This is a genomic window from Janthinobacterium sp. Bl 1, assembly GCF_058215535.1.
Window position 1 is genome coordinate 3768268 of sequence record NZ_CM177086.1, and the last position, 26211, is coordinate 3794478.

Below are 26211 nucleotides of genomic sequence, written 5' to 3' on the forward strand. Positions count from 1 at the left end.
GGATTCAGGCAGCTTGCCGTTGCGTGTACAAAGCCGCCCGCACACGGGGCAGCACATGTTCGCCGATACGGTAGGCTTCCTCGAAATGGGGGATGGCCGCCAGCACGAAGCTGGAGATTCCCGCCTGCGCGTAGGCCTCAAGCGCAGCGCTGACCTGCTCATAGCTGCCGACCAGGGCGCCGTGGGCACCCGTCTGCGCTTGCGCAAAGCCGGGCCAGAAGGCTGCGGCACCGGCATCGAATGCGCTATCGTCAGGCAATCCTGCCCCGCTGCGGTAGCGGCGCGCGTCGCGCAGCGCTTCCTCGAACGTTTCACGGGCCAGCACGTCGATGCGCAAGCCTGCGGCCACCGTGCGGCCCAGCTGGCGCGCCTGCGCTTGCAGACTGGCGATGGAAGGCTGCAGGGCCTCACGCGGCGCCGCATCGTACACGTGCACGTCGGCCTGGCGCGCCGACAGGGCCAGCGCCTCCGAGCTGACCCCGGTCAAATAGATGGTGTTAACGGGGTGGTTCGCCAGCGGCCCCTTGAAGCCGCCGTCCTGCACCTCGAAGAACTTGCCCTTGAAACTGAACGGCGAGGTGTTCTGCACGCCGCGCGCCACCGTGATGAATTCATCGAGGCGGGGCAGAATATCGGCGTCCGGCACGGCATCGCCCTGGCGCCGGCGCGCTGCCGCATCGCCGCCGTGGCCGATCTGCCAGGCGAAGCGCCCGCCCGTAAAGCGCTGGAAGCTGACGGCGTTCTTCGCCGCATACACGGCCGAACCCCAGGCCGCGTCGAATTCGGCGATCAGTTTCAGGTGCCGCGTGCTGCGGGCCAGGTAGCCGGCGACGATCCAGCTTTCATCGCCCTGCGTATCGTGGCGTATCTGGATGCCGTCGAAGCCGGAAAGGTCGGCCGCGCGGGCGATCTGGTGCAGGTAGTCGAAATAATTGAATGGCGGACGCACGCCGCGCGGGTCGCTCACGCCCGCCTGCAAGGGACTGGGCGCGCCAGCGGCCCGCTCGCCCCTGCGCGTGATGCCGGGCGCCGCGTAACGGCCGTCGCCGCTGGTGGGCAATTGCCAGATGAATTCGATGGTCATGCATGGACTCCTGTCGTGGGTCAAAGAAAAGGTCGCGGCGCATCGTGCGTGGCGATCTGCCCTTCCCTCCTCGCAGAAAACATGCCATGCGCTGGCTACACATCGGCGCCCGAAAATGCTGCTTAGGCAGCAATCGGCTGCAGCCACGGCAGCAATGTGTTGCGCGCGCAGCAGCCATGAAAAAAGCCGGAGCCGCATCGCTGCGGGTCCGGCTCCGATGCCCAAGTCGAGCACCTAATCGATGGCGCCCGCCTTTTTCAAAAAGGTGCGCAAGATGTTGCGGCTCAGGTTCAAGTGTCTGGCCGTGCGTACCTGGTTGCGCTCGTTGCGCTCCCACGCGGCGCGCACCAGTTCCTGCTGCATGGCTTCGAATTCCACGGCTTCGCCCGAGTCGAGCAAGGCTTGCCAGGCGCGGGCAAAGCGCTCGGCGGCCAACAAGTCGTCCTGCCCGGCCGCGCCATGGGTCGCATACGCGATGTCGGCGCCGCCAGCCCACGCATCTGGAGCAGGCGCAGAGACAGGTGCGGCGGCAGGCGCGCGGTGCCAGCCCGACAAACTCAAGTCCTCGTCCCGCACGACGCCGCTGCGGCATACGAGCAGCGCGCGGTGGATGACGTTTTCCAGTTCGCGGATATTGCCCGGCCATGGATAAGCGAGCAAGGCCTGCTGCGCATCGGGGCCCAGTTCCACCTCGCCCAGGTGCAATCGCTGCGCATAGATGGCCATGAAGTGGCGCGTCAGCGGCATGATGTCGCCCGGACGCTCGCGCAAGGGACGCAGCGGCAGGCCGATCACCTGCAGCCGGTAATACAGGTCTTCGCGGAAGCGCCCTGCCCGCACGGCTTCGGCCAGGTCCACGTTGGTGGCCGCGATCAGGCGCACGTCAATGGGGATGGCGCGCCGCGCGCCCAGGCGCACCACTTCGCGCTCCTGCAGCACGCGCAGCAGCTTGACCTGCATCGCCAGCGGCAGGTCGCCGATTTCATCGAGGAACAGGGTGCCGCCGCTGGCCGTCTCGAACCAGCCCGGCTTGCCCTGCTGCGCGCCCGTAAACGCGCCTTTTTCATAACCAAACAGCTCGCTCTCGACGAGGGTTTCGGAAAACGCGCCGCAGTTGATCGCCACAAAGGTCTGTTCGGCGCGCCCGCTCAAGCCGTGCACGTGGCGCGCGATCAGTTCTTTTCCCGTTCCCGTTTCGCCCGTGATCAGCACCGTCGCCTCGCTGGGGGCGATGCGTTCGATCAGTTCGTGCAACTGGCGCGAACGGGGATCGGCAAAGACAAAGGCCGTGGCGCGCACCAGCAAGCTCATTTGCTGCGGGTCGCGGAAGGCGACCAGCGCCTCGCTGTCGCCGTCATCGCCGGCGCCACGGGCAAGGTGGGCGCTGCGCGCGAAATCGCTGCTGAAATTGTGGGCTAAGAGTTCCATGGGCCGACTATACCGCGCTCCATCCGCAGGCGTGAACGAATGGTGCCGCGCTAGCTTATCCGGATTTTGCATATGCGGGGCGTGGACCCGAACCTTGCTGCGGCAAGCAAGCAGGCAATGCGGCCTGCCCAGCAACCCGCACACGCTGCTGGCGCGGGCCGCTAGACCGCCATTTGACTATGCCTGGTCGGGATCGAAATGCTTGCGCAAGCCTTGCCAGCACTCGAAATAGTCATTCTGCAGCAGTTCGCCGTTCAAGGCGAATGGCGTGGGCCTGAGGATGGTGCGCGTCTCGAACATGAAGGCCATGGTGTCGGCCACCTTCACGGGCGCCGACGTGTCGCTATGTGATGCTTTTTCGAACGTCTGCGCATCTGGGCCATGGCCGGACATGCAGTTGTGCAGGCTGGCGCCGCCCGGCACGAAGCCGGCCGCCTTGGCGTCGTAGACGCCGTGGATCAGTCCCATGAATTCGCTGGCCACGTTGCGGTGGAACCACGGCGGGCGGAATGTGTGTTCGGCGGCCAGCCAGCGCGGCGGGAAGATGGCGAAGTCGATCGCGCCGAACAGCGGATTTTCGCTCGGTGCCTGCAGCACGAGGAAGATCGACGGGTCCGGATGGTCGTAGCTGATCGATCCGATGACATTAAAGCGGCGCAAATCGTATTTGTAGGGCGCGTAATTGCCATGCCAGGCCACCACGTCCAGCGGCGAATGGTCTAGGGTTGTGCGCCACAGATGGCCGCCGAACTTGGCCACCAGTTCGCACTCGCCGTCGATGTCTTCATAGGCCGCGTGCGGCGTGAGGAAGTCGCGGCTATTGGCCAGGCCGTTCGAACCGATGGGCCCCATGTCGGGCAGGCGGAAGGCCGTGCCGAAGTTTTCGCACACATAGCCGCGCGCCGCGCCATCGGGCAGGGTCACGCGGAAGCGCACGCCGCGGGGAATCACGGCGATTTCCTGCGGTTCCAGCTCGATCAAGCCCAGTTCCGTGGCGATCGCCAGCCGGCCTTCTTGCGGTACGACCAGCAATTCGCCATCGGCCGAGTAGAAGAAACGCTGCATGGAGCGGTTGGCCGCGTACACGTGGATGGCGCAGCCGCTCATGGTTTCAGCGCTGCCATTGCCGGCCATCGTCTGCCAGCCGTCGATGAAGTCCGTTGGCGTCGCGCTGTCGGGCAGCGGCAGCGGGTCCCAGCGCAGCTGGTTCGGCGGCGTGGGTGGCATGGCGTGGAAATCGCTGACGATGCGCGTGTTGGCCAACAAGGTAAAAGGCGGATGCTGGCTGGCGGGACGGATGCGGTACAGCCACGAGCGCCGGTTCTGCGCGCGCGGCGCCGTGAAGGCCGTGCCCGACAATTGTTCCGCGTACAGGCCCAGCGGCGCCTGCTGCGGCGAATTCTGCCCCTGTGGCAAGGCGCCGGGTACGGCTTCCGTGGCAAATTCGTTGCCGAAGCCGCTCTGGTAGCCGGCGCCTATCATGCCGGCTCCGCCAGGCCATCGGCCGCGTCGCGCAGCAAGCCCTGCACCACGTCGGCCTTGCCGATGGCGCCCATGGCCAGCAAGGCGAAGCGGGCCAGGAACAGGGGCGAGCGCTGTTCGCCCAGGCCGCCCATGGTGTGGCATAGCTCGGTGTAAAGATTGTCCAGTTCGATGTCGGTCATATGATCTCCTTAATAACTTTTACTGACCCGCTGCGCAAAGTGCTGGGGTCAGACCCGGCGGGGGTGCACGCCCCAATGGGGCGCGTACCGCTCCCGAAGGGACTGACCCCGGATTTAGCCAGCGCTGCTGCCACCTGCCCCGCCCTCACCTCACGCCAGCGCCCCAGCACATGCCCATCCGGACGCACGAGGTAAAAACTGCCAGGCTGCGCGTCGAACAGCGAAAATACCTGCGCCGTGTGGTCCCAGGCGTCCCCTTGCACGCCACTGCGGGCGATCGCCACGGTCGTCAACGGCAATGTATCGCCCAGCGCCAGCAATTCCGCAGGCACGCAGCCATCGTCGCTGAAGTACAGCCCCGTGAAATCGCCATCAGTGCGGCTCACCAGATCGGTAATATACCCCGCTTTTTGCCCACCGTTGTGCAGCAGCGCCAGCGGACACTCGGGCAAGACCGTGCCCGGCGCGGGGCCGGCGGCAAACGTCGCGCTATCTGGCGTATTCAAGGCCGACTGCGCATACGCGATGGCGCTCGTCTGGCGCGGGTTGATCAAGGAGCGCACATGTGCATGCTTGCCCGCCAGGCCCAGCACGGCCGTGCGCATGAGATCGAAGGCGAACGTGGGCGGCGCCATGAATTCCGTACTTTTCGTGCCGTGGCGCAGGTTTTCATGGGCGGCGTACACGCGCTCGTCCGAATAGCTGTCGAGCAAGGCCTGCGGTGCCTGGCCCTTGACGACGTAGGCGAGCTTCCAGGCCAGATTGTCCGCATCGTCGATGCCCGAGTTCGCTCCGCGCACGCCGAAGATGGGCACCAGATGGGCCGCATCGCCCGCGAACAGCACGGGGCCGTGCCGGTATTTTTCCAGCGTCAATGCGTTGGCTCTATAGATGGTGATCCACACGGGATGCCACGGCTGTGTCTCCCCCATCATGGCCAGCAGGCTGTCTACGCGGGGTGCCACGTTTTCCAGCAGCACGGCAGCCTGCGCATCCTCGTCGTCGCGCAATTGATAGTCGATGCGCCAGATATCGTCGGGTTGCTTGTGCACCAGCACTGTCGAGCCGGGATTCGATGGCGGATCGAAATACGCGAGCCGTTCCGTCGGACGGTCGCTCTTCAGGTGGATATCGACGATCACATAGCGCCCTTCATAGCTGGTGCCCTGCAATTTCAAGCCCAGCGCCTCGCGCACGACACTGCGCCCGCCATCGGCCGCCACCAGCCAGTCCGTGTCAATCTGGTAGGTTTCGTCGGGCGTGGCAACCGTGACCGTGGCGCCATCGGCGCGCCGGTCCACGCCGGTCACCCGCGTTTGCCAGCGGATATCGATCAGTTCCGGCTGGCGTTCGGCCGCGTCGAGCAGGAATTGCTCGATATGATATTGCGCCAGGTTGACCATGGGCGGCAGCTTCTGGTTCGCGTCTTGCGGCATCGTGAAATGCAGCACTTCCTCGTCGCGGTAAAAACTGCGCCCACCGGCCCACGGCAAGCCTTTGCTGATAAAACCGTCGAGCGCGCCCAGGCGTTCGATGATTTCCAGGCTGCGCCGCGAGATGCAGATGGCGCGGCTGCCCGTGCACACGCCATCGTCGGCCTCGATCAGCACGCAGCGCACGCCGTGGCGGGCCAGGCCCAGGGCCGTGGCCAGGCCCACGGGGCCGCCGCCGATGATCAGTACCGGGACGTGCTGCGTGGATCGGCCCGCCAGCTTACTTGGCGGATACACCTTCGGCACATGGGGATAAGGGTGGAACGTGTCGCTCATGATGGTGTCCTCTTCAAGATTGTTCTTTGCCGCCACGGGCGATGGGCAGGGTCAGCACGATGGCCGCGCCCGCCACCAGCAGCACGCTGGCGTACAGCAAGCCCGTGGCAAAGCTGTGCGTGAAATCCTTCAGCCAGCCCACGACGACGGGGTTCAGGGCCGAGCCGATATTGCCCGTCGCATTGATGACGGCGATGCCGATGGCGCGCGCACCGAGGCTCAGGGCCCGGTCCGGCGTGGTCCAGAAGACGGACATGGCCGTGTACGCGCCCGTCGATGCCATGCATACGCCCAGCAGCTGCACGATGGGATTGGCCGAATACGCGGTGAAGAGCCAGCCGGCGGCCGACAGCAGCATGGGCCAGACGATGTGCCAGCGGCGCTCCTGCAAGCGGTCCGAGCGGCGGCCCCAGGCAATCATGCCGATGACGGTGCACACTTGCGGAATGGCCGCCAGCAGACCGATCTGCGTGTTGCTGGCGTTGCTGTTGAAACTTTTCACGATCAGCGGTGTCCACACGGCCACCATCGCCAGAGTATTGACCAGGCAGAAATAGGCGACGCCGAATTTCAATACCGTGGGCGACAGCATTTCCGCCATCACCGAGGTGTTGTGCCGGGGAGCCACCGGCTTGTGCTCGGCCGCCAGCATGCGCGCCAGCACCTGCTGTTCCAGCTTGCTCAGCCAGTTCGCCTTGTTAGGTGCATCGTCGAGATAGCCATACACGGCCAGGCCCAGGAACACGGATGGCATGCCTTCGAGCAAGAACAGCCATTGCCAGCCCTTCAAGCCCCAGTGCCCATCGAGTCCCAGGATCAGGCCCGACAAGGCCGAACCGATGGCGGCCGTCACGGGCATGGCGATCATGAACAAGGCATTGGCGCGTGCCCGGTAGGCGCTGGGAAACCAGTACGTCAGGTACAGCAGCATGCCGGGCAGAAAGCCCGCCTCCGTCACGCCCACCAAAAAGCGCAGCGCGTAGAGGCTGGCCGGGCCGCTGGCGAACAGGGTCGCCGTCGAGGCCAGGCCCCAGGCGATCATCATGCTGCCTATCCATTTACGCGCGCCGATGCGCGCCAGCACGATGTTGCTGGGGATGCTGCAAGCGATGTAGGCGATGTAAAACAGGGTGGTGGCAAAGCCGAACTGGGTGCCGGACAGGCCCAGGTCCTGCATCATGGTCAGGCCGGCAAAGCCGATGTTGATGCGGTCAAGAAAGGAAAACACGAACAGCAGGAACAGAAATCCCAGCAGATGGCGCGATACCTTGCGCATCACCTGCTGTTCCAGTTGATTGGCGGCCGCGTCGAGGACGGGCGCAGTGGCGGGGGTGGCCGCTTTGGCGATGGTCATGCTTGTCTCCATAAGGTGTCGCCCTCCCCTTGCTGTTTTTATTGGGTGAGAGCGGCCGGGTGATCCCGGCTTGCAACACAGTATGCAGACGACAACGACGCCGGCTGTCCCCATTTTGGGGACATTTTGCGGCCAAAACAGTCAGAAAGACGGAGCCATTGCTACGTCCAAGGAACTAGACAGGCGCTGGCGCCATGCACAGGGCGAACAACTGGCGCTGGCTGGATATGCCCAGGCGTTTATAGGCGCGCTTCTGGTAAGTCGTCACGCTGGACGACTGCACGCCCATGATCTCGGCGATTTCCACGGCCGTGAGGCCTTCGAGCACGCAGCGCAGCACATCCAGTTCACGCTTGCTCAAAGCGGGGCAATGCTGGCGCAGCCTTGCCAGCATCATCGGCGCGACGCCTTGCGTCGCCTGGCCATTCAGGCTGTAGTGATGCTTGACGGCATGGGCAAACAGCGGCGACAGGGTTTCGATGCCTGCCACTTCGCCAGGCTGGAACTGGCCCTGGCTGCTGTCGCGGTAAAAATTGACGGAGAGCCAGATATCGCCCGCCGGCTGCACCAGCAGGGACAAACGATCCGAGACATTCGGTTTTTGATAGCAGGCGGCGCGGTAGCCGGGATGGTCGATCTCGTCGCTGGCTTGCTGGTGCAGCACGATGGCGGGATCGATTTTCCGCCCCGGCGCCGGCGCGATCACGCGCTGGTTGCCATCGAGCGCATAGTAATGGCGCGCGTAGCTGTCGGCAATATCTTGCAGGAAACGTCCACCGCGCCGGTCGGCCACGGCGACAGTCCGTGGCCGGTTGCCAAATTCATAGGCAAAGATCGTGCACTGGGCAATCGGCGCGACCGTGCTGACCGTTTTCAGGATGGCCCCGGCGACGGCATTCACGTCGGCATGGCCGATGGCAGCCATCAACTCCAGGGTACGCCCAAAGTCCAGCTGCCCTTCCGCCTGCCGCCGTTCGACGCGCCAGTAACGCATATCTGCGTCCTTACTGCCCGCGCTGCGGCAAGACCCAGTCCGGCCGGATGTAGTGGCAGGTGTAGCCGTGCGGCAAGCGCTGCAGATAATCCTGGTGCTCGGGTTCCGCTTCCCAGAACGGGCCGGCCGGCGCCACTTCCGTCACCACCTTGCCGGGCCACAGGCCGGAGGCGTCGACGTCGCGGATGGTGTCTTCGGCCACCTTTTTTTGCTCATCGCTCGTGTAATAGATGGCTGAGCGGTAGCTGGTGCCGCGGTCATTGCCCTGGCGGTTTTCCGTGCTGGGATCGTGGATCTGGAAGAAGAATTCCAGGATCTTGCGGTAGCTGATGGTGGCCGGGTCAAAAATGATCTCGATCGCTTCCGCATGCGTGCCATGGTTGCGGTAGGTGGCGTTGGCCACGTCGCCGCCGCTGTAGCCCACACGCGTGGCGATCACGCCCGGATAGCGGCGCAGCAAGTCTTGCACGCCCCAGAAGCAGCCGCCGGCCAGGATCGCCGTTTCATTGTCTTGTGCCATGGTGTCTTTCCCGTTCTAGTCAGAAGCAGCTATCTTACCCTGTCACGCAACTTTCTTCAGCGGGCCAGCAAGCGCTTGAGCTGCGCCGCCTGGTAGGCGCCGATGGCGTCGTTGAACAGGCAGCGGATCAGCGGGTCGTCGACGATGTCGGCTTCCGCCAGCTCCGCCCGCGTGGCGGCATCAAAAGGACCATCGTTGATGCGCATGTACATCGACGTCAGCGATTCACCGAGCACCAGCGCCGCATGGCATTTCACCAGCGGCACTTCGGTGGTCCAGCCGGGTGCCTCGTCCGTCTCCGGCACGAGGTCGATCAAGTCGCCGTGCGTGCGGTAATGGAGCACGGTGGCCGCACCGTCATGGCCGTACAGCGACAATCGCCACAAACGCGGTTGCTGGAAGTAGCTGTCCTCGGGCAGCTCCATGTCGCGGTAGCGTTCAAGCAAACCGTGGCGGCAGAAATCGAGCACCAGCGCCGCATCGGCATCGCTCAAGGGCGCGAAACGGCGCGCGATGTCCGCCGTGGCGGGCGGCGGCGCCTCGGGACGGTAGTCGAAATCCACGTCTTGCAGGCCCACGGGTACCACCCAGGGCAAGGGTTCGGCGCTGCTCACGCCGTGCGCGTCGAGCAGCACGGCCGTCGATGGATCGAGGCGGAAGATGTGCGCCTCGGGCAGCGCGGCGCCGATTTCATCGGCAAAGCGGCGGTAGGTAACCGGGAACATCGCGTGGTTGTACCAGGACCAGTCTTCCTGCACGAACTGGCAAGAGCTGGGCACGATGTACCGTGGCGCCAGCGCGCGCAGCTGCGGCACCCAGTCGTCGGGAAGCTCGACGGGACCAGGCTGCGCTTGCGACGGCGCGATGACGGCGATTTCGCGCATGGTCTGGAATGGCCACAGCACCATGTCCCACGGTGCAAAGGCGGCCAGCTGTGCCAAAGTCTCCGGGCCGATCCAGGAATCGACGACATTGAGCACGTTCAGCCCGGCCGCGCGCACCTGGAACAGCGAGTCGACATCGTCATCGAGCGCGCGGCGCGGAATCACCTCAATGGCCCCCACCTGCACGGGCACGTCCACGTGCAGGCGCTGCACCTGTGTAAAACCGAGCGCGCGCAGCATCGCGAACAGTTCGTCGAAGACGCAGTACAGGTAGATGGGCGTGGCGCGGTCGAGCGCATCGAGGCTGTCGAGCGAGCAGTGGTCGTCGTGGAAGTGCGAGATGAAGACGGCATCCCAGCGCAGCCGGCGCACGGCGTCCAGGTCGAAGCGCACGGACGGAAACGCGTGGCAGTTGCGGCTGAACGGATTTTCGACGATGGGATCGAAGGCGATGGCCGTGCCTTCGCATTCGAAGACATAGCCGGCGTGCAGGATGCGGGAGATTTTCAGGGGCATGGGAAAAGCGGAATGCAGAAAGAACCCCAACGGCGGAAATACCGGGGTCGGACCCTGAGGGTCCGACCCCAGACTTTGCCTTCGGGGTAAAAAGAACGCCGGGCAGGCTCAGTACGGATTATTCAGCACATCCATCGCAAAATACGTAAAGATCATGTCCGCGCCTGCGCGCTTGATGGCGCCCAGGGTTTCCTGCACCACGCGGCGCTCGTCGATGGCGCCGGCCTGTGCGGCGAACTTGATCATCGCATATTCTCCGCTAACCTGGTAGGCGCCGATCGGCAAACGCGTCACTTCGCGCAGGTCGCGGATGATGTCCAGGTAGGCGCCGGCCGGTTTGACCATCAGCGCATCGGCGCCTTCGGCTTCGTCGATCAGCGATTCGCGGATCGCTTCGCGGCGGTTCATCGGGTCCATCTGGTAGGTCTTGCGGTCGCCTTTGAGGGTGCTGCCGGCCGCGTCGCGGAACGGGCCGTACAGGCCGGAGGCGAACTTGGTCGAATACGCCATCACGGGCGTGTCATGGAAACCGGCCGCGTCGAGCGCGCTGCGGATAGCCGCCACCTGGCCATCCATGGCGGCCGATGGGGCGATGATGTCGGCGCCCGCCTGCGCGGCGATGACGGCTTGCTTGCCCAGGTTCAGCACCGTGCTGTCATTGTCGACCGTGTCGCCATGCAGGATGCCGCAATGGCCGTGGTCCGTGTATTCGCAGAAGCAGGTGTCGGACATCACCACCATTTCCGGCACGGCGTCCTTGATGATGCGCGACATGCGGGCCACCAGGCCGTCCGGGTTCAGGGTGTCCGTGCCGTGGCTATCCTTGTGGTGCGAAATGCCGAAGGTCATGACGGAGCGCAGGCCGGCGCGCGCGTAGCGCTCCACTTCCTGCGCCAGCTTCGCTTCGGGAATGCGGCGCACGCCGGGCATGGACTTGATGTCGATGAAATCGCTGCTGCCTTCGTCGACGAAGATCGGCAGGACCAGGTCGCGCGGATTGATCTCGGTTTCGCGGAACAGCTCGCGCAGTTGCGGGGTCGCGCGCAGGCGGCGCATGCGCGAAGTGGGGAATTGTGCTGGCATGGAGTGACTGGCTTCGGGTTAACAACGCCGATAAGTATACGCCGATCGCGCCAGTTGCGCCGGACCGCCCGGCAAAAAAGCCGCGCAGATCAAGAAACACGCCCTGCGCCGTCATTGCGCGTGCAGCAGGGCCGTCACTTGCCAGCGCATGTCGGCTGCCAGCTGCACCAGCATGGCGCCTCGGCGGCGCGCATCGGCCCGTTTCTTCGACGGCACCAGCGCCAGGTCCGGCATCCGGCAGGGGCCGCACGGCAGACGGAAATTGCCGCCGCAGGCCGGCAGCGCATGCAGTTCACGCCACGCCAGGTCGTAGTCGCACGAGATATGCCGGCGCCGGCGCCAGTTCAGCGCGATACGGTTGGCGTTGCTCACCAGTTCCAGATGGCCGCAGCCGAACAAATCGCCCAGGTCGCGCAAGGCGGCCACCATCAGGTTTTTCGGCCGGCAGCCGTGCAGCGCCCGCGTGGTCTCTTTCACCGCCTGCGCGCCGGCGGGCGAGCGCAAGCCCTGCAAGGCGCCCAGCTGGATGACGGCGCCGCCAGACTGGGGGCGGAACAGGAAACTGGCCAAGTACAGCGGCACGCCGTCGCGCGTCAGGCGCAGGCACAGCTCCCCTTCCCGGTGGCTGTCGCGGATGGCCGTCAGTTGCAAACGGTAGGTGGCGCCATCCTTGCCCTCGATGGCGGCCAGCACCAGCGCACGGCGCGCGGCGTACTCCACCAGCGGCCGCGCGCCCGCCTGCCACAGGAAGCGGTAATGCCCGCACAGCAGGTCCACCCGCGCCGCGCAGCCGAACTGGCGGCTGGCGTAGGGACGATAAATCTTGTACAGCAGGCTGGGATGGGCTTGCGCCAGCGCCGCCAGGCCCGGCGTCATGGAGATGAAGGCTTGCCAGCGAACGCGCTGCACAGGAAAGACGATGGCGCCCAGCGCGGCCTTGAGGCGGTGGCCCTGCCGGTGCGATGGCGCCGGCTGCGGCGCGGCGTTGTCGCCGGTGGCGGTAAAAGTATGCATGCAAACGGCTCTATGACTGGTCTGATGAACGGGACGCGGCGACGGCCGCAGGCAGCCCGGAACAGGCGGCTGCGCGCACGCAGCCGCTCTACGCCGGGTAGAGCGGATGATAGAGGGAGGTGAAAATGAAGGGGGTTACAAGTTGGTAATGTGTCGGGGCGCAACCGGGGGCATTCTAGTTCAGCAGGCGTAGCCTCACCCGCAAGCCCGGCGCCGCATCCTCGATCTCCAGGCTGCCGCCATGCAGGGCCGCGATGGCCGCGACGATGGACAGGCCCAGGCCATTGCCGGGCAAGTGGCGGCTCTTGTCGAGCCGGTAAAAGCGCTGCGTCAGCTTCGGCAGCTCTTCCGTTGGCACGCCGGGGCCGTTGTCGCGCACGGCCAGCCAGTTGCCATGCGCATCGCTGCCGGCCGACACTTCCACCGTGGCGCCCGGGCCCGCGTACTTGATGGCATTGTCGACCAGGCTGGCCAGCGCGCTGCCCAGCAGATTGCGGTCGCCGCGCGCCGGCACGCCGTCGCCATACATCTGTACCAGCAGCACGCCCTGCTCGTCGGCCGTGGCCTCGTACATTTCCACGATGTCGGCGCCGATCTGATGCAGGTCGATGTCGTCGAAATTCTCGGGGCGCATGCCCGATTCGGCGGCCGCGATCTGCAGCAGCTTGTCGAACACGCGCGTGAGGTCGTCGATGTCGTCGATGGCCGCCTGCGCCGCGCTCTCGTAGCCTGCGACGCCCTGCTGCTGGCGCAAGGCGCCATCGAGCTTGTTGCGGATGCGGCCCAGCGGCGTGCGCAGGTCGTGCGCGATGGCGTTCGACACGTGGCGCACGCCTTCCATCAGGTGTTCGATGCGGTCGAGCATGCGGTTGATGTCGCGGCTCAGCAAGCCGAATTCATCCTCGCTGGAGACGGGAATGCGCCGGCTCAGGTCGCCCGCCTCGATCTCGCCCGCCGTGCGGCGGATCTGCCCGATGCGCGCTTCGAGCTGGCGCCGGAACAGCCAGGCGCCGGCCACCACCAGCAGGATGGCCACCCCGCCGCCATAAGCCAGCGAGCGCAGCACCAGCGAGCGGATCGACTTGCCCTCTTCCATGTCGCGCCCGACGAACAGGCGCGCGCCGCCAGCCAAGTCGCGGATCAGCATGCGCGCGGGCACCCTGCGCCCTTCGCGCGTGACATCGCGGTGCAGCAAGTGGCCCACGGGGCTGCCCACGTCGGGCCAGGACGACAGATTGCCCGCCACGCGGCGGCCATCGGCGTCCACCAGCAAAAAGATCTCCGTGTCGCTGTCGGTGCGGTCGGTGAGCAGATGGGCAATTTCCGCCGTCGTGCGGCTGCTGCCGCCCTGCTCGTACAGCGCGGCGAGGCGCTCCGAGAGCAGGGTCAGCTTGCGGTCCACGCTGCGATCGAGCACGCCGATGGTGCCGAAGTAGAACACGGCGCAAACGATGCTGATCGACACGACCACCAGCACGCCATAGCCAAGCGCCAGGCGGGCCGCGATCGAGCGGTGCAAATTACGCACTGTCGATCACGCCCAGCGTGTAGCCGACGCCGCGCACCGTGTGGATCAGCGGCGGTGAAAATTCCTTGTCCACCTTGGTGCGCAAGCGGCTCACCTGCACGTCGATGACGTTCGTCTGCGGGTCGAAATGGTAATCCCACACGGCTTCGAGCAGCATGGCGCGCGTGACGGACTGGCCCTGGTGGCGCATCAGGTATTCGAGCAAACGAAATTCGCGCGGCTGCAGGGCGATCTGCCGGTTGGCGCGCGTCACGCGCATGGTGCGCATGTCGAGCACCAGGTCGGCCACCTGCAGCTGCGTCGATTCGGGCACGGGTGCGGCGCGCCGCAGCAGCGCTTCGATGCGCGCCAGCAGTTCATCGATGGCGAACGGTTTCGACAGGTAATCGTCGCCGCCGCTGCGCAGGCCGCGCACGCGCTCGTCGACGCTGGACAGGGCCGACAGCACCAGCACGGGCGTGTTGCGGCCCATGCCGCGCAGGCGTGCGACGATGGCCAGGCCATCGATCTCGCCGGGCAGCAGGCGGTCGAGCACCAGCGCATCCCAGTCTTCGCCGCAGGCCAGGCGCATGCCGTCGATGCCATTGTCGCAGGCGGTGACGTCGTGGCCCGCCTCGCGCAGGCCGGCACAGATATAGCGGGAAGTTTCGGCTTCGTCTTCGATGACCAGGCAGCGCACGGGGAGTTCCTTGTAAAGATCAGGCAGCAAATAGGCGCAGCATACGCCAGGCGCGCGCCACTTGCCAGCCCCGCCGCGTGCGACGCGCGATCACAGGGTCGGGTACAATACAGCCTCGACAATGTTTGGCCGCGCCCGCGCGCGCATTTTTTATCGGCGCCTCCCGGCTTGCCGCGGCCTGCAAACCATCACTGCCACTAACGAACATCAGGCGCGCCTGGCGCGCGCCACAAACCGATACAGCCATGAAATCGACCCACTCTCTCGCACTGGCGCTGGCCATGGCCATCAGCTGCGGCAGCGCCGCCGCCGCAGACACCAAGCAAAGCATGCTGTTCGATGAAATCCCCATCGGCAGCTGGAGCACTTCCGCCGAACTGGGCGCCATCACCACCTCGGGCAACACGGTCGGCACCTCCGTCACGGGCAAGATCGACGCGCGCCAGGAACTCGATGACTGGAGCAACCAGTACATCTTCAGCGGCTATTTCAAGGAAGACGAAACGACGAACGACGATGGCGAGAAAGTGCGCGAACGCTCGGCCGAACGCTTTTCCGCCTCCGCCAAGGCGGCGTACAAGCTGATGGCCGACCATGAAAAACTGTTCGTGCTGGCCTCGCACGTGAACGACAAGTTCGGCGCCTACACCAAGTACTCGACCCTGGCCGTCGGTCATGGCTCGCGCTGGTACCAGTCGACAGACAAAAGCGTCGACGTGGAAATCGGTCCTGGCTATTTCAGCGGCACCAACGACGCGGGCGAATCGGAACACGGCCTGACGGTGCGCGGCGCGGCCGCCATGAAGTGGAAGATCAGCCAGTCGGCCATGTTCACGCAGACGGTCAGCGTGGAACGGGGCACCTCGAACACCCACTCGATCGCCGAAACGGCCCTCAGCACGAAAATCAACGGCACCATGCAGATGAAGGCCGCCTTCAGCGCCCGCAACGACACGCGCGTGCCGGACGACAAGAAGAACACGGATACGCAAACCTCGCTGACGCTGGTCTACTCGTTCTGACATGCGGGCCACGCTGATGCGGCGCCTGTGCCTGGGCGCCCTGCTGTGCGCCGCGGCGCTGCTGAGCGGCTGCGCCGCCGTCACCGTCAGCTCCATTTCACCAGCCGACTACCTGCAGCAGCGGCGCGGCGACATCCTCACAACAGGAAAACTCAGCGCCTCGGCCAGCGAGGTGCTGCGCATCATCGGCAGCGACATCGCCGCCTGCGAAGCCAATACGGGCAGCTGCCGCGCCGACCTGGCCCGCTCCGAGCTTCTCAGCGACGAGCAGCGCCTGGCGACCCTGTCCGAATTGTGGCTGGAAAGCGCGCTGGCGGAAGAAAAACAGGGCGGCCATCCGAGCGCCGAAACGCTGGCCGCCTGGCTCGAATCGGCCCGCTACGCGTATGCCTACCTGTTCTACACGACGCGCACGCCGGGCCAGCGCGCTTTCGAGGAGCGCCAGACGCAAATCCGCGACTACTACAACTATGCCGTGCAAAAGGCCGTCGGCAATCTGTTCCGCCATCGCGGCGAATACCGCCCCGACGGCAATGTGATCCGCGTCGCCGGCTGGCAGATCGACAGCGAACTGTCTGCCCTGCGCCTGCCCGACGACGGTACCCTGCCCGACGAACTGCTGCCGGCCACCTCGCTGTCGTTTTCCGGCCTGCGCAATGTGTACCGGCGCGACGGCTTCGGCGCCGACCTTGTGGCCGTCATGCCGAGGCCCCTGGCGCCGAAAGGCGAGTACGTGCCGTACCAGGAGACGCGTTTTCCCGTCGTCACGGCGCTGATCCGCTTCGACGGCAACAGCCTGCAGGAAGTGCTGGCCACGCAGCAGCTGCTGGTGATGCTGGTCGACCCGACGCGCAGCGAATCAACGCGCATGGCGGGCCATGAACTGCCCGTGGCGGCCAATTTCACGGCCGGCTACGGCCTGTGGCTGGCCCGTTCCGGCTTTGGCGTGCAAGCGCTGCGCACTCTGTTCGGCAGCGCCGACGGCATTTCGCGCCCGCAGGTGCACCTGATGCAGCCCTATGACCCGAACAAGCGCACCATCGTCATGCTGCACGGCCTGGCCAGCAGCCCGGAAGCGTGGATCAACGTGGCGAATGAACTGATGGGCGACGAACAGCTGCGCCGACGCTACCAGATCTGGCAGGTGTACTACCCGAGCAATGCGCCGCTGGCCGCCAACAACGCCGCCATCCGCAAGGCGCTGAACGCGACCCTGGCGCAGTTCGACCCTGCCGCCAAGGCCGACGCCGCGAACGACATGGTCTTGATCGGCCACAGCATGGGCGGCGTGCTGGCGCGCCTGATGGTCTCCGATGCCAGCAACACGCTGCTCGACGCCATCACGGAAGAATACAATTTGAAGGGCAAGAAGGCGGAAAAAGTGCGCGCGGGACTGGCGCCCTACCTGAATTTCACGGCCATGCCGCAGGTGAACCGCGCCATCTTCATCGCCGCGCCGCACCGCGGCACTTCGTTCGCCAACCACAAGGTGGCGCGCTGGATCGCCAACCTCGTCACGCTGCCCATCACCATGCTCGACCAGTTGTCCGACGCGGCCGGCAGTCTGGCGCAGCTCGACACGGGCAGCAGCGAACCGCTGCGCATCCCCAACAGCATCGATAACCTCAGCGACAAGGACCCGTTCGTGCGCCTGGTGGCCGACCTGCCCATCAGCCCGAACGTGCGCTACTACTCCATCATGGGCAACGACACGCCGGACCTGCCGCTGGCGGAATCGAGCGACGGCGTCGTGCCCTACGCCAGCGCCCACCTCGACGGCGCCCTGTCGGAAAAAGTCATCCCCTCGTGGCACAGCGTGCAGGAAAGCCCGCAGGCGATTCTGGAGATACGGCGGATTTTGCGGCTGGCGGATTAACAACCGTAGGTCGGATTAGGCGAAGCCGCCGAGGCCGCAGGCGGTAGTCCGACAACATTATTGGCCACGCCCATAGTGATGTCGGCTTACGCGCTCCGCGCTAAGCCGACCTACCCGACTGGTGCCAATGCCTGGGCTGGCAACCGTAGGTCGGATTAGGCGGAGCCGTAATCCGACAACGTTGTTGCCGTGCTCCCAGCATCACACCGGCTCGCGCCACTTGTCCTTGATCTCCAGCATGGCCGGCAGCTGCTCGATGAACAGCGCCAGCAAGTCCGGGTCGAAGTGCGTGCCGCTGTCGCGCTGCATGGTGGCGATGGCTTCGTCGATCGTCCAGGCGCGCTTGTACGGGCGCTCGCTGGTAAGGGCGTCGAAGACGTCGGCGATGGCGACGATGCGGCCTTCATGCGGGATTTCCTCGCCCTTCAAACCTTGCGGATAGCCGCTGCCGTCCCATTTTTCGTGGTGCGTCAGGGCGATGGTGCGCGCCATTTTCAGCAAGCCGCTCGCGTGCTCGCCGATGATGGCAGCGCCGATTTCCGCGTGGCGGCGCATGACTTGCCATTCGTCCGCATCGAGCTTGCCCGGCTTTTGCAGGATGGCGTCGGGGATGCCGATCTTGCCCACGTCGTGCATGGGCGCCGCATTGAGCAGGTCTTCCGCCCTGCCCGTGCTGTAGCCGGCCGCCAGCGCCAGCTGGCGCGCGTAATAGCTCATGCGGATGACGTGCATGCCCGTCTCGTTATCCTTGTATTCGGCCGCCTGGCCCAGGGTCTGGATCACCTGCAGGCGCGAGCGGCGCAATTCCTCGGCGTCCACCAGCGACAGGTGCGTGCGCACGCGGGCGCGCACGATGGGCGGGCTGACCGGCTTGGTGATGTAATCGACGGCGCCCGCGTCAAAGCCGTCCGCCTCGTCCTTCACGTCGCACAGGGCGGTGACGAAAATGACGGGAATGGGCGCGGTGGCCGGCATGGCCTTCAACTGGCGGCACACTTCATAGCCCGTCATGGCGGGCATCATGATGTCGAGCAGGATCAATTCGACGGGGTTGTTCTGCGCCAGCTCCAGCGCCTTCTCGCCATCCTTGGCGTACAGCAGGCGGTAATCGTCCTGCAGGATCTGGCGCAGCACCTGCAGATTCGTCGCTTCGTCGTCGACCAGCAGCAGGATCGGTTTGTCTTCGTGTAAGGTCATCGTAAGCCCAATATCAGGAAAGGTCGGCAGGCGCTGGCGTTTCCAGCCACGCCAGCAGCTGGCGCAGCACGCCCGCGGCGCGCGCAAATTCAAAGTCGTCGATGGCGCTGGCCAGCGCCTGCAGGCGCTGCTGCTGGCCATGCGGCGCCAGCATGGCGGCGATCTGCGCCATCAGGGCGTCGTCGAGCTGCCCGCCTTCCAGGCTGGCGATGGCTTGCCGCAGCAAGGCACCGGCGGCGTCGGCATCGAGTGGCGCGCCGGCAGCCGGTGTACCCACTGCCACGGCCGGCATGCCCGATTCTTCCAGCTCGCCGGCCAGCGCCATGAAGGCGGCGGCCAGCTGCACCAGCAATTCAGTCGCCGGCAGCTGGCGCGCGATCGCCTGTTCGATGCGGCCCAGCAGGCTTTCGACCTGCACCAGGCACAGGTTGCCCGCCGCGCCCTTGATACGGTGCAGCAGATGGCCCGCCACGCTGCTGCCGCCACGTTCCAGTTCGGCCGTCAGCATGGCGGCGCAGTCGCCATTGGCCTGCACGAAGCGGCCAATCGCCCGCTGCAAGGCTTCGCGGCCGCCCCACAGGGCGATGCCGCGCTGCCAGTCGACCTGGCCCGCGGCAGCACGCGCCGCCGCGCCGGCCGCCGGCGGCGGCATGGACACGGCGATATCGAGCAGGCGGGCGATTTCCGCCGTCAGCTTGTGCATTTCCAGCGGTTTCGAGGCAAAGCCGTTCATGCCGGCCGTCTGCGCGGCGCGCCGGTCCTGTTCCAGCACGCTGGCCGTCAGCGCGATGATGGGCGTCGCTTTCAAACCCTGCTCGCGCTCGTACACACGGATCAAACGCGTCGCTTCCAGGCCATCCATGCGCGGCATCTGCACGTCCATCAGGACGACGTCGAAGCTGCCCTTGCTGAACTCGCGCACGGCGCTCTCGCCATCGCTGGCGGCGATCACCTGGTGGCCGGCCGCGCCCAGGCTGATCAGGAGCAGCTCCACGTTCTGCGGCACGTCGTCGGCTGCCAGGATGCGCAGCGGCGGCAAGGCCACCACGGGCTGCTCGCTGCGGCGCGACACGGCCTTGCCCGGCGCCAGCGGCAACAGCACGTGGAACACGCTGCCCACGCCCAGGGTGCTTTCCACCGTGATGGTACCTCCCATCAGTTCGACCAGCTGCAGCGAAATCGTCGTGCCCAGGCCCGTGCCGCCAAAGCGGCGGCTCATCGAGGAATCGGCTTGCGTGAATGGAGCGAAGATTTTGTCCAGGCGGTCGGCCGGGATGCCGATGCCCGTGTCGTGCACGGCGATATGCACCTGCTCGCCCTGCATGCCGACGGCCACGCGCACATGGCCCACTTCCGTGAACTTGACGGCGTTGCCGATCAAATTCGTCAGCACCTGCTGCACCCGGCGCGCGTCGCCCAGGAAGAATTGGCCCATGCCCGGATCGACATCGACATGCAGCACCAGGTCGCGCGCATGCGCCGTGATGCGCAGGGACGCGGCCACGTGGTCGACCAGGTCCGGCAGCGAAAAGTCCACCAGTTCCAACTCGGTCGCGCCTTTTTCCAGCTTGGCCATGTCGAGGATGTCGTTCAGCAGCTCGAGCAGCGAACGGGCCGACTGGCGCACCGTGCCCAGGTGGCGGCGCTGCAGGCTGTCCAGGGCTGTGCCCAGCAGCACTTCCGTAAAGCCGATGATGGCGTTCATCGGCGTGCGGATTTCATGGCTCATGTTGGCCAGGAAGCTGGTCTTCGATTCGGCGGCCAGTTCGGCGCGGTCTTTCGCCGCGCGCAGGTTTTCCTGCATGGCGCGCCGCTCGCTCACGTCGGTGGCCAGCTTGACCACCTTGAACGGCTTGCCGTCCGTGTTGAAGATCGGGTTGTACGAGGCCTGTATCCACACTTCCTTGCCATGCTTGCCGATGCGCTTGTACTCGCCCGTATTGAATTCACCCTGCGCCAGCTGCTGCCAGAACGCGCTGTAGTCGGGCGAGGTCACGTAGCCCGGCTCGCAGAAGATGCTGTGGTGCAGGCCCAGCACGTCGTCGAGCTGGTAGCCGACCAGGTCGAGGAAGTTCTGGTTGGCCGCCAGGATGCGTCCCTGCAGGTCGAACTCCGCGACGGCCGTCGCGCGCGAGATCGCCGTCACCTTGCCTTCGTATTCGGCGTTGCGCAATTCGCTTTCCGTGATGTCGAGAATGACGCCGTCGATCCAGCGCACCACGCCGTCGTTATCGAGCACGGGGCCGCTGCTTTCGCGCACCCAGCGCTCGCGCCCGTCGCGGTGGATCATGCGGTAGACGTTCTCGAAATCGCGCCGTTCGCCGGCCGCCTGCACGCAAGTGTCGTTGACGCGCTGGCGGTCGTCCGGATGCACGAGGTCGAACAGCCTGACCCGCCCTTCTGCAAAGTCCTGCGGCAGCCAGCCCGTCAGGTTGAAGACGGCGTCGCTGATGAAGATCATCTTCCATTCGGGCGCGAAGCTGCAGTGGAAGGACACGCCGGGGATATTGCGGATCAGGGTGCGGTACTGGCGCTCGCTGTCTTTCAGCGCCTGCTCCATGCTGCGCGACGAGCGCATGTCCGTGACAAACGCCACGAACAGGGGCTGGCCCGGCGTATCGATCTTGCCGATCGCCACGCGCATGGGCAGCACGGCGCCATCCTTGTGGCGGCCATCGAGTTCGCGCCCGCTGTCGAGGATGCGCGAGGCGCCCGTTTCCAGGTAGTCGCGCAGATAGCCCTCGTATTCGGCCGCGTCGGCCGGCTGCAGCAGCACGCTGGCGTCGCGCCCCACGATTTCCGCTTCGCGCCAGCCGAACAGGCTTTCTGCGGCGGGATTGAAGGAGCGCACCTTGCCCTGGCCATCGATGGTGATCAAGCCATCGGCCGCCGTATCGACGATGGCGCGCAGGCGCGATTCGCTGACGCTGGCGTGGCGCAGCAGCTGTCGGTAGCGCAGCAAGCCGTTCGCGGCCGCCACGAAGACGGTCAGGGTGACGGTGATCAGGGCCACGGCCAGGGCCACGAACGAGGCTTGCACCGTGATCGTGTTCTCGCCTGCCGTGGGCGTGCCGGAAAAGCGCGCGGCCAGCATGCCCGTGTAATGCATGCCGGAAATGGCCAGGCCCATCACCACGCTGCTGAGCAGCAAGGACGTTAATGGGCTCAGGCGCTGGCGCATGGCGCTCAGGCCGAAGCGTACCCACAGCGCCAGCATGGCCAAGGTGACGGCCACCAGCAGCGACAGGGCGAACAGCCAGGGCTCGTAGCGCAGGGCCAGCGACGTCTGCATGGCGGCCATGCCGCTGTAATGCATGGAACCGATGCCCACGCCGACGAGCACGCCGCCCACCACCAGTTGCCGCCAGTTGATGCTCGGACGCGCCAGCAAGTGCAGCGCCACCCACGAAGCGGCCATGCCGGGCAGCATCGACAGCAGGGTCAGGCCGGGGTCGAAGGACACGCGCGTGCAGATGTCGAAGGCCAGCATGCCGATGAAGTGCATCGACCAGATGCCGCCACCGAGCGCGATGGCGCCCGTGATGATGGCCGTCTGGCGCTGGAAGCCGCGCTCGCTGCTGCGCGCCATGCCGGCGATCTGCAGGGCCATGAACGAGGCAAAGATGGCGATACCGATGGAAAACAGCACCAGCCAGGCATTGTGCGTGCCATAGATGTACTGCGTGGTATCGGCCGATACGGCAAAGATGGAACTAAACATACTGTCGTGGCATAAGAGAGTGAAACCTAACGTCGCAAAACATGACGGCACACCGCGCGCCGTCGCCGGGCTTTTTACTAAAGCGGCAATACAGCGGAAATGACAACGGTAGCAGTCGACCAGGGCAAGGCTCGGTCATCACGCCCGCGCCTGCCGCGCGGGGGAAAGGTGCCCGTTCAGAGAGAACAGGCGGAATGCGTACGAACTCTGGCGCGGATGTCTGGCCGCCAGCGTGACGATGATTTTTTAAAGAGCCATGAGTATAGTTGCTTTACGAAAATATTCATAGGACTTCAGCAATACAGTTGCCAAAACAAACATATTCTGCAGCCTCGATGCCACAGGCTCAGGAAAGCAAGCGCTCGGCCATCATCTCGCCATCGCCGTCGAGCCCTGTTTCGACGAAACCGGACTGCGCATATAGTTGCCGGGCACGCGCGTTGGCCGGCACATAGTAGAGCACCACCCTGCCCGCGCCGCGCGCGCGCATCTCGGCCAGCAGCAGGGCCAGGGCCGCGCGGGCAAATCCCTGGCCCTGCCAAGGCGCCGCGATCATCAGGCGGTACAGCACGTACGTATCCTGCCGCCCCGCACTGCCCGGCAGCGCATACATGGCAAAGCCGATCAGTTCATCGCCGGCATAGATGGCACGCGGGCGCATGTTGGCGTGACTGGCGGCCAGCGCCAGCGACTCGGCATTGCTGGCAATAAAATCGCGTTGCGCCGGATGCAGCGGCAGCCCGATGATGGCGTCGGCGTTGGCCGCGCACACGGGACGCAGACTCAAGGCAGCGTTGACGGCCATGCTTTTTTCAATCCGCTCAGGCGTTCTGCCCCAGCATGCGGCGGAACCATGCCAGTTGCTCGCGCGTCAGGTAATTGGCGCCATCGCCATGCAGGATGACGATTTCGATCTCGGCGGGAATCGAGGCGACCAGTTGCGCGCCCGTCACGGGAATCTTCGGAAACGCGATGCCGGCCAGGAAGGCCAGGTCTTCCGCCACCGTCACGCACTGGCGCTCGGGATTGGGCGACGGCACGAGGAACAGGTCGATCTGCTCGCTCTGCCCGCCAATAACGACGTGCAATTGGGCAGCCAGCAGTTCGGGCAGGATCAGCTCGATGTTATTCTCGGTGCGCGATTGCTGGAAAGCGCTTTTCAGGGGTGTGAGGACAGGAGTAGCGGTCATGGCAGAGTGAAAAGATAAAGACGGCGGCAGTGTAGCAGAGGCGCCGCAAGGGACGCGCTCTGCTGGCGCAACGGCTACATCTTGTAGTGCAAGGACAGCAGCACGCTGCGCGGCGCGCCGTAACGCTCCAGCCCGCCCGACCACGCATAGCCGAGGCCCTGGTAGTAGCGGCGATCGAGCACGTTGTCGATATTCAGGCGCAGCTGCAGCTGCTCGCTGATACGGTAGCCGGCCGTCAGCCCGACGATGGCGTAGCCGCCCTGCCGCGTCAGGTAAGCCGTATCGCGGCGCTCAATCTTGTCTTGCGCATACACGGAGGCGCCCACATTCCATTGCGCCAGACTGCCGCCCAGCTGGATGTTCGTCATCAGCTTGAACAGCTGCTTCGGTTCGTCCGTGGCGATGCGCTGGCCGATGTTGGCGGCCACGCTGTCCTTGGTGTACTTGGCCAGTACATAGGTGTAGCCGCCCGCGATTTGCCAGCCCGGCAATGGCGAGCCCGACAATTGCAGATCGATGCCTTCGCTCTGCACCTGCCCGGCCGCGCGGGCGCAGTAGATGGCGCCGCCCGTGGGGCAATTGAGCTCATCGGCCATGGCGCGATTATTCTGCTTGATGCGGAACAGCGCGCCGCTGGCATTGAGGCGGCCGCCGAAATATTCGCCCTTGACGCCCACCTCCAGGTTGGTGCCGCTCAAGGGCGGCAAGGTATTGCCGCGCACGTCCAGCGAACTTTGCGGCTCGAAAATCTGCGTGCCGCTCGCATACACGGAGTGATGCCGGTCCACATCGTAGACGAGGCCTGCGTACGGCGTGAATTTCGCATTTTCCGTCAGGCCGCGGCGCCAGGCGGGGTTGGTGGAATACCAGCCCGTGACATCTTGCGCATACCAGCCGAAGCGCCCGCCCAGCACCAGGCGCAGCGGATCGGCCAGGCTGAAGTTGCCTGCCGCATAAACGCCCTTCTCGTCCGTCTTGCGGCCCCAGTTGTACGGCTCGAACGGCGCGCCGCGCATCGGGTAGGCGTAGGGATTCCACTGGCGGATATCGATCACGCGCGTCCCGGCGCCTTCCCAGCTCTGGCCCGCGTCCGAATCGTCATGGCGGTAGCTGGCACCGACGATCACGTCGTGCTGGCGGCCGAACCAGGTGACGGGGCCGCTCAGGCGCCAGTCGGCCACGACCTGCTCCGTGTTGTACTTCCAGCCCGTTTCCGACTGGTTCAGCTTGTATATTTCACCATCGATGCGGCTGTTGGTGGTGTTGCGCGTGCTCGACGAGGCGTCGATGCGCGTGATGGCGAAGCGGCTGCGCCAGCCCTGCTCCAGCTTTGTTTCCAGGTCGGCGAAGACGACATTGTTGTCGCGCTTCTGGAACGAGTCGGCATTGTTCAGGAAGGTCGAGCGGGGCAAGTCCATGTGACGGCCGTCAAGCATGGTCGGCAAGCCGACAAACACGCCGTCCGTGCGGCTGTGCTGACGCGAAAAGCCGATGCCGGCCGTGGTCGATGGCGTCAAGTCCGCCTCGACGATTGCATACACGGTGCTGTTCTTGTTGTTGACCACGTCGACGAAGCTGTCGCTGTCGCGCCAGCTGGCCGCTACCCTGCCCCGCACGCTACCCGACGCGTTCAGCGCATTGCTGGCGTCCACCGTCAATTGCTTGTCCTTCCAGCTGCCCAGGTGAACGGAAGCGTTCAGCAAGGGCGTGGCCGTGGGGCGCTTGCGTATCATGTTGATGCTGCCCGACGGCGCGCCCGCCCCTTCCATCAGGCCCGTGGCGCCGCGCACCACTTCCACCCTGTCGTACATCAGCATGTCGGCCGAGACGTTGCGCTCGTTAAAACCCGTGACGTCCAGCGGCAAGCCATCGACGTTGACGTGGCTCAAGGCAAAGCCGCGCGCGAAATACGTGGTTTCCTGGTCGGACACGCCTTGCGTCTTGCCATAGATGCCGGGCGTGGCGCGCGCCACGTCCTGCAAGGTGGTCAGATCGAAATCTTCCATTTGCTGGCGCGAAATGACGCTGACCGTTTGCGGCGTGTGGCGCTGCGACAAATTCAACCCGGTGGCCGTCGACATATTCCTCGACGTGTATAAACCCGTGCCTTCCGTGGCGCGGTCCGCCTCGGCGCTGACGACGACGGCCGGCATGCTGGCCAGGCCGCCATCGGCCGTGTTGGTATTGATCTTGCGCAGCAGGTAATTGCCGTTGCCACCATCCGCCGCTTCCAGGCCGCTGCCCTGCAGCAGTTTTTGCAGGCCGGCCGTAACCCCATGGCGGCCTTGCAAACCCGGCGTCGCCAGCCCGTCGAGCGCCACGCCCTGCGTGGACAGGTTGATCCCCGCAGCGATGGCAAACGTGGCCAACGCATCGCGCAAGCTGCCGGCGGGAATGCTGTACTCGCGCACGGTGGCGGCCGGGCTGGACTCGGCCGCCACCGCCATGTGCGGCAAGCCGGCGCCGGCGCCGCCCACGGCGAGGAGCAGGACCAGCGCGGCGCGCACGGCGCCGGTGGTGGGATGGAGCGTCATGCGTGCTGCGGTAAAGTTACGGTGCTGCAAAGCCATGTGGACCCTTTCGATGGTTCGGATTGTTCGTTCTCTACCTTGTATGACGAAGCAATCCGGAAAAAGGGACAGGCAAACTGTAAAATAAGTGGCGCTTGTCGGCTTAGCGGGGCATCGT

Annotated in this window: 20 protein-coding genes; 2 read left to right on the top strand and 18 right to left on the bottom strand. The window is 65.3% G+C overall.

All coding sequences use genetic code 11. The features are described from left to right. Positions 1 to 4 precede the first annotated feature (4 nt). The 13 genes from AC4BCN_RS16840 to AC4BCN_RS16900 form a co-directional block, all read right to left on the bottom strand. A complete protein-coding gene (locus AC4BCN_RS16840) occupies positions 5 to 1084 on the bottom strand; it encodes an LLM class flavin-dependent oxidoreductase (protein ID WP_490491304.1) in 1080 nt (359 codons plus the stop codon). A 234-nt stretch (positions 1085 to 1318) separates the two neighbouring features. Then, a complete protein-coding gene (locus tag AC4BCN_RS16845; RefSeq protein WP_490491305.1) occupies positions 1319 to 2512 on the bottom strand; it encodes a sigma-54 interaction domain-containing protein in 1194 nt (397 codons plus the stop codon). 177 nt (positions 2513 to 2689) lie between these two features. Continuing rightward, the gene (gene hmgA / locus AC4BCN_RS16850; protein WP_490491306.1) at positions 2690 to 3994 is read right to left on the bottom strand and encodes a homogentisate 1,2-dioxygenase; all 1305 of its coding nucleotides are present in this window, start codon (positions 3992 to 3994) and stop codon (positions 2690 to 2692) included. Beyond that, positions 3991 to 4176, bottom strand: a complete 186-nt coding sequence (locus AC4BCN_RS16855) for a DUF2783 domain-containing protein (protein WP_092708909.1) — start codon at positions 4174 to 4176, stop codon at positions 3991 to 3993. Before AC4BCN_RS16855 ends, hmgA begins: the two co-directional genes overlap by 4 nt. Further along, on the bottom strand, positions 4173 to 5945 hold the full coding sequence (locus AC4BCN_RS16860) for an FAD-dependent oxidoreductase (protein WP_490491307.1): 1773 nt from the start codon (positions 5943 to 5945) through the stop codon (positions 4173 to 4175). The genes AC4BCN_RS16855 and AC4BCN_RS16860 overlap by 4 nt, the downstream gene beginning before the upstream one ends. A 13-nt stretch (positions 5946 to 5958) precedes the next feature. Next, a complete protein-coding gene (locus tag AC4BCN_RS16865; RefSeq protein WP_490491308.1) occupies positions 5959 to 7299 on the bottom strand; it encodes an MFS transporter in 1341 nt (446 codons plus the stop codon). Positions 7300 to 7474: 175 nt separating this feature from the next. Then, entirely contained in the window at positions 7475 to 8293 is an 819-nt protein-coding gene (locus AC4BCN_RS16870) for a helix-turn-helix domain-containing protein (RefSeq protein ID WP_490491309.1), read from the bottom strand. A 10-nt stretch (positions 8294 to 8303) separates the two neighbouring features. Continuing rightward, positions 8304 to 8813, bottom strand: coding sequence for a peptide-methionine (S)-S-oxide reductase MsrA (gene msrA / locus AC4BCN_RS16875; RefSeq protein ID WP_490491310.1), 510 nt, complete (start codon positions 8811 to 8813; stop codon positions 8304 to 8306). A gap of 56 nt (positions 8814 to 8869) precedes the next feature. Beyond that, a complete protein-coding gene (locus AC4BCN_RS16880) occupies positions 8870 to 10213 on the bottom strand; it encodes an MBL fold metallo-hydrolase (protein WP_490491311.1) in 1344 nt (447 codons plus the stop codon). A gap of 108 nt (positions 10214 to 10321) precedes the next feature. Further along, a complete protein-coding gene (hemB, locus tag AC4BCN_RS16885; RefSeq protein WP_100873238.1) occupies positions 10322 to 11296 on the bottom strand; it encodes a porphobilinogen synthase in 975 nt (324 codons plus the stop codon). A 111-nt stretch (positions 11297 to 11407) separates the two neighbouring features. Then, complete coding sequence (locus AC4BCN_RS16890; protein ID WP_490491312.1) at positions 11408 to 12310, bottom strand: VirK/YbjX family protein; 903 nt, start codon at positions 12308 to 12310, stop codon at positions 11408 to 11410. 175 nt (positions 12311 to 12485) lie between these two features. Further along, entirely contained in the window at positions 12486 to 13838 is a 1353-nt protein-coding gene (locus AC4BCN_RS16895; protein ID WP_490491313.1) for a sensor histidine kinase, read from the bottom strand. Beyond that, positions 13831 to 14517, bottom strand: a complete 687-nt coding sequence (locus tag AC4BCN_RS16900) for a winged helix-turn-helix domain-containing protein (protein ID WP_034755791.1) — start codon at positions 14515 to 14517, stop codon at positions 13831 to 13833. Before AC4BCN_RS16900 ends, AC4BCN_RS16895 begins: the two co-directional genes overlap by 8 nt. 245 nt (positions 14518 to 14762) lie before the next feature. Between AC4BCN_RS16900 and AC4BCN_RS16905 the strand changes: the two genes are divergently transcribed. Both AC4BCN_RS16905 and AC4BCN_RS16910 read left to right on the top strand, forming a co-directional pair. Further along, the gene (locus AC4BCN_RS16905; protein WP_490491314.1) at positions 14763 to 15539 is read left to right on the top strand and encodes a DUF481 domain-containing protein; all 777 of its coding nucleotides are present in this window, start codon (positions 14763 to 14765) and stop codon (positions 15537 to 15539) included. Position 15540: 1 nt separating this feature from the next. Next, entirely contained in the window at positions 15541 to 17415 is a 1875-nt protein-coding gene (locus AC4BCN_RS16910) for an esterase/lipase family protein (protein ID WP_490491315.1), read from the top strand. Between the two features lie 201 nt (positions 17416 to 17616). Here the strand turns inward: AC4BCN_RS16910 and AC4BCN_RS16915 are convergent, their stop codons facing one another. The 5 genes from AC4BCN_RS16915 to AC4BCN_RS16935 all read right to left on the bottom strand — a co-directional run bounded on the left by AC4BCN_RS16915 (position 17617) and on the right by AC4BCN_RS16935 (position 26057). Then, on the bottom strand, positions 17617 to 18612 hold the full coding sequence (locus AC4BCN_RS16915; protein ID WP_128143074.1) for a response regulator: 996 nt from the start codon (positions 18610 to 18612) through the stop codon (positions 17617 to 17619). Between the two features lie 13 nt (positions 18613 to 18625). Beyond that, the gene (locus AC4BCN_RS16920; protein ID WP_490491316.1) at positions 18626 to 22333 is read right to left on the bottom strand and encodes a PAS domain S-box protein; all 3708 of its coding nucleotides are present in this window, start codon (positions 22331 to 22333) and stop codon (positions 18626 to 18628) included. Between the two features lie 346 nt (positions 22334 to 22679). Beyond that, complete coding sequence (locus tag AC4BCN_RS16925; protein WP_490491317.1) at positions 22680 to 23138, bottom strand: GNAT family N-acetyltransferase; 459 nt, start codon at positions 23136 to 23138, stop codon at positions 22680 to 22682. Between the two features lie 16 nt (positions 23139 to 23154). Further along, complete coding sequence (locus AC4BCN_RS16930; protein WP_070302650.1) at positions 23155 to 23523, bottom strand: hypothetical protein; 369 nt, start codon at positions 23521 to 23523, stop codon at positions 23155 to 23157. Positions 23524 to 23597: 74 nt separating this feature from the next. Further along, positions 23598 to 26057 carry a TonB-dependent siderophore receptor gene (locus AC4BCN_RS16935; RefSeq protein ID WP_490491318.1) on the bottom strand — a complete coding sequence of 820 codons (2460 nt, stop codon included), beginning with the start codon at positions 26055 to 26057 and terminating at the stop codon, positions 23598 to 23600. Positions 26058 to 26211 lie beyond the last annotated feature (154 nt).

Excerpts from the sequence above, each read along its gene's own strand:
- AC4BCN_RS16840 (WP_490491304.1), bottom strand. The coding sequence starts at position 1,084 with ATGACCATCGAATTCATCTGGCAATTGCCCACCAGCGGCGACGGCCGT.
- AC4BCN_RS16845 (WP_490491305.1), bottom strand. The coding sequence starts at position 2,512 with ATGGAACTCTTAGCCCACAATTTCAGCAGCGATTTCGCGCGCAGCGCC.
- hmgA (WP_490491306.1), bottom strand. The coding sequence starts at position 3,994 with ATGATAGGCGCCGGCTACCAGAGCGGCTTCGGCAACGAATTTGCCACG.
- AC4BCN_RS16855 (WP_092708909.1), bottom strand. The coding sequence starts at position 4,176 with ATGACCGACATCGAACTGGACAATCTTTACACCGAGCTATGCCACACC.
- AC4BCN_RS16860 (WP_490491307.1), bottom strand. The coding sequence starts at position 5,945 with ATGAGCGACACGTTCCACCCTTATCCCCATGTGCCGAAGGTGTATCCG.
- AC4BCN_RS16865 (WP_490491308.1), bottom strand. The coding sequence starts at position 7,299 with ATGACCATCGCCAAAGCGGCCACCCCCGCCACTGCGCCCGTCCTCGAC.
- AC4BCN_RS16870 (WP_490491309.1), bottom strand. The coding sequence starts at position 8,293 with ATGCGTTACTGGCGCGTCGAACGGCGGCAGGCGGAAGGGCAGCTGGAC.
- msrA (WP_490491310.1), bottom strand. The coding sequence starts at position 8,813 with ATGGCACAAGACAATGAAACGGCGATCCTGGCCGGCGGCTGCTTCTGG.
- AC4BCN_RS16880 (WP_490491311.1), bottom strand. The coding sequence starts at position 10,213 with ATGCCCCTGAAAATCTCCCGCATCCTGCACGCCGGCTATGTCTTCGAA.
- hemB (WP_100873238.1), bottom strand. The coding sequence starts at position 11,296 with ATGCCAGCACAATTCCCCACTTCGCGCATGCGCCGCCTGCGCGCGACC.
- AC4BCN_RS16890 (WP_490491312.1), bottom strand. The coding sequence starts at position 12,310 with ATGCATACTTTTACCGCCACCGGCGACAACGCCGCGCCGCAGCCGGCG.
- AC4BCN_RS16905 (WP_490491314.1), top strand. The coding sequence starts at position 14,763 with ATGAAATCGACCCACTCTCTCGCACTGGCGCTGGCCATGGCCATCAGC.
- AC4BCN_RS16910 (WP_490491315.1), top strand. The coding sequence starts at position 15,541 with ATGCGGGCCACGCTGATGCGGCGCCTGTGCCTGGGCGCCCTGCTGTGC.
- AC4BCN_RS16915 (WP_128143074.1), bottom strand. The coding sequence starts at position 18,612 with ATGACCTTACACGAAGACAAACCGATCCTGCTGCTGGTCGACGACGAA.
- AC4BCN_RS16920 (WP_490491316.1), bottom strand. The coding sequence starts at position 22,333 with ATGTTTAGTTCCATCTTTGCCGTATCGGCCGATACCACGCAGTACATC.
- AC4BCN_RS16925 (WP_490491317.1), bottom strand. The coding sequence starts at position 23,138 with ATGGCCGTCAACGCTGCCTTGAGTCTGCGTCCCGTGTGCGCGGCCAAC.
- AC4BCN_RS16930 (WP_070302650.1), bottom strand. The coding sequence starts at position 23,523 with ATGACCGCTACTCCTGTCCTCACACCCCTGAAAAGCGCTTTCCAGCAA.
- AC4BCN_RS16935 (WP_490491318.1), bottom strand. The coding sequence starts at position 26,057 with ATGACGCTCCATCCCACCACCGGCGCCGTGCGCGCCGCGCTGGTCCTG.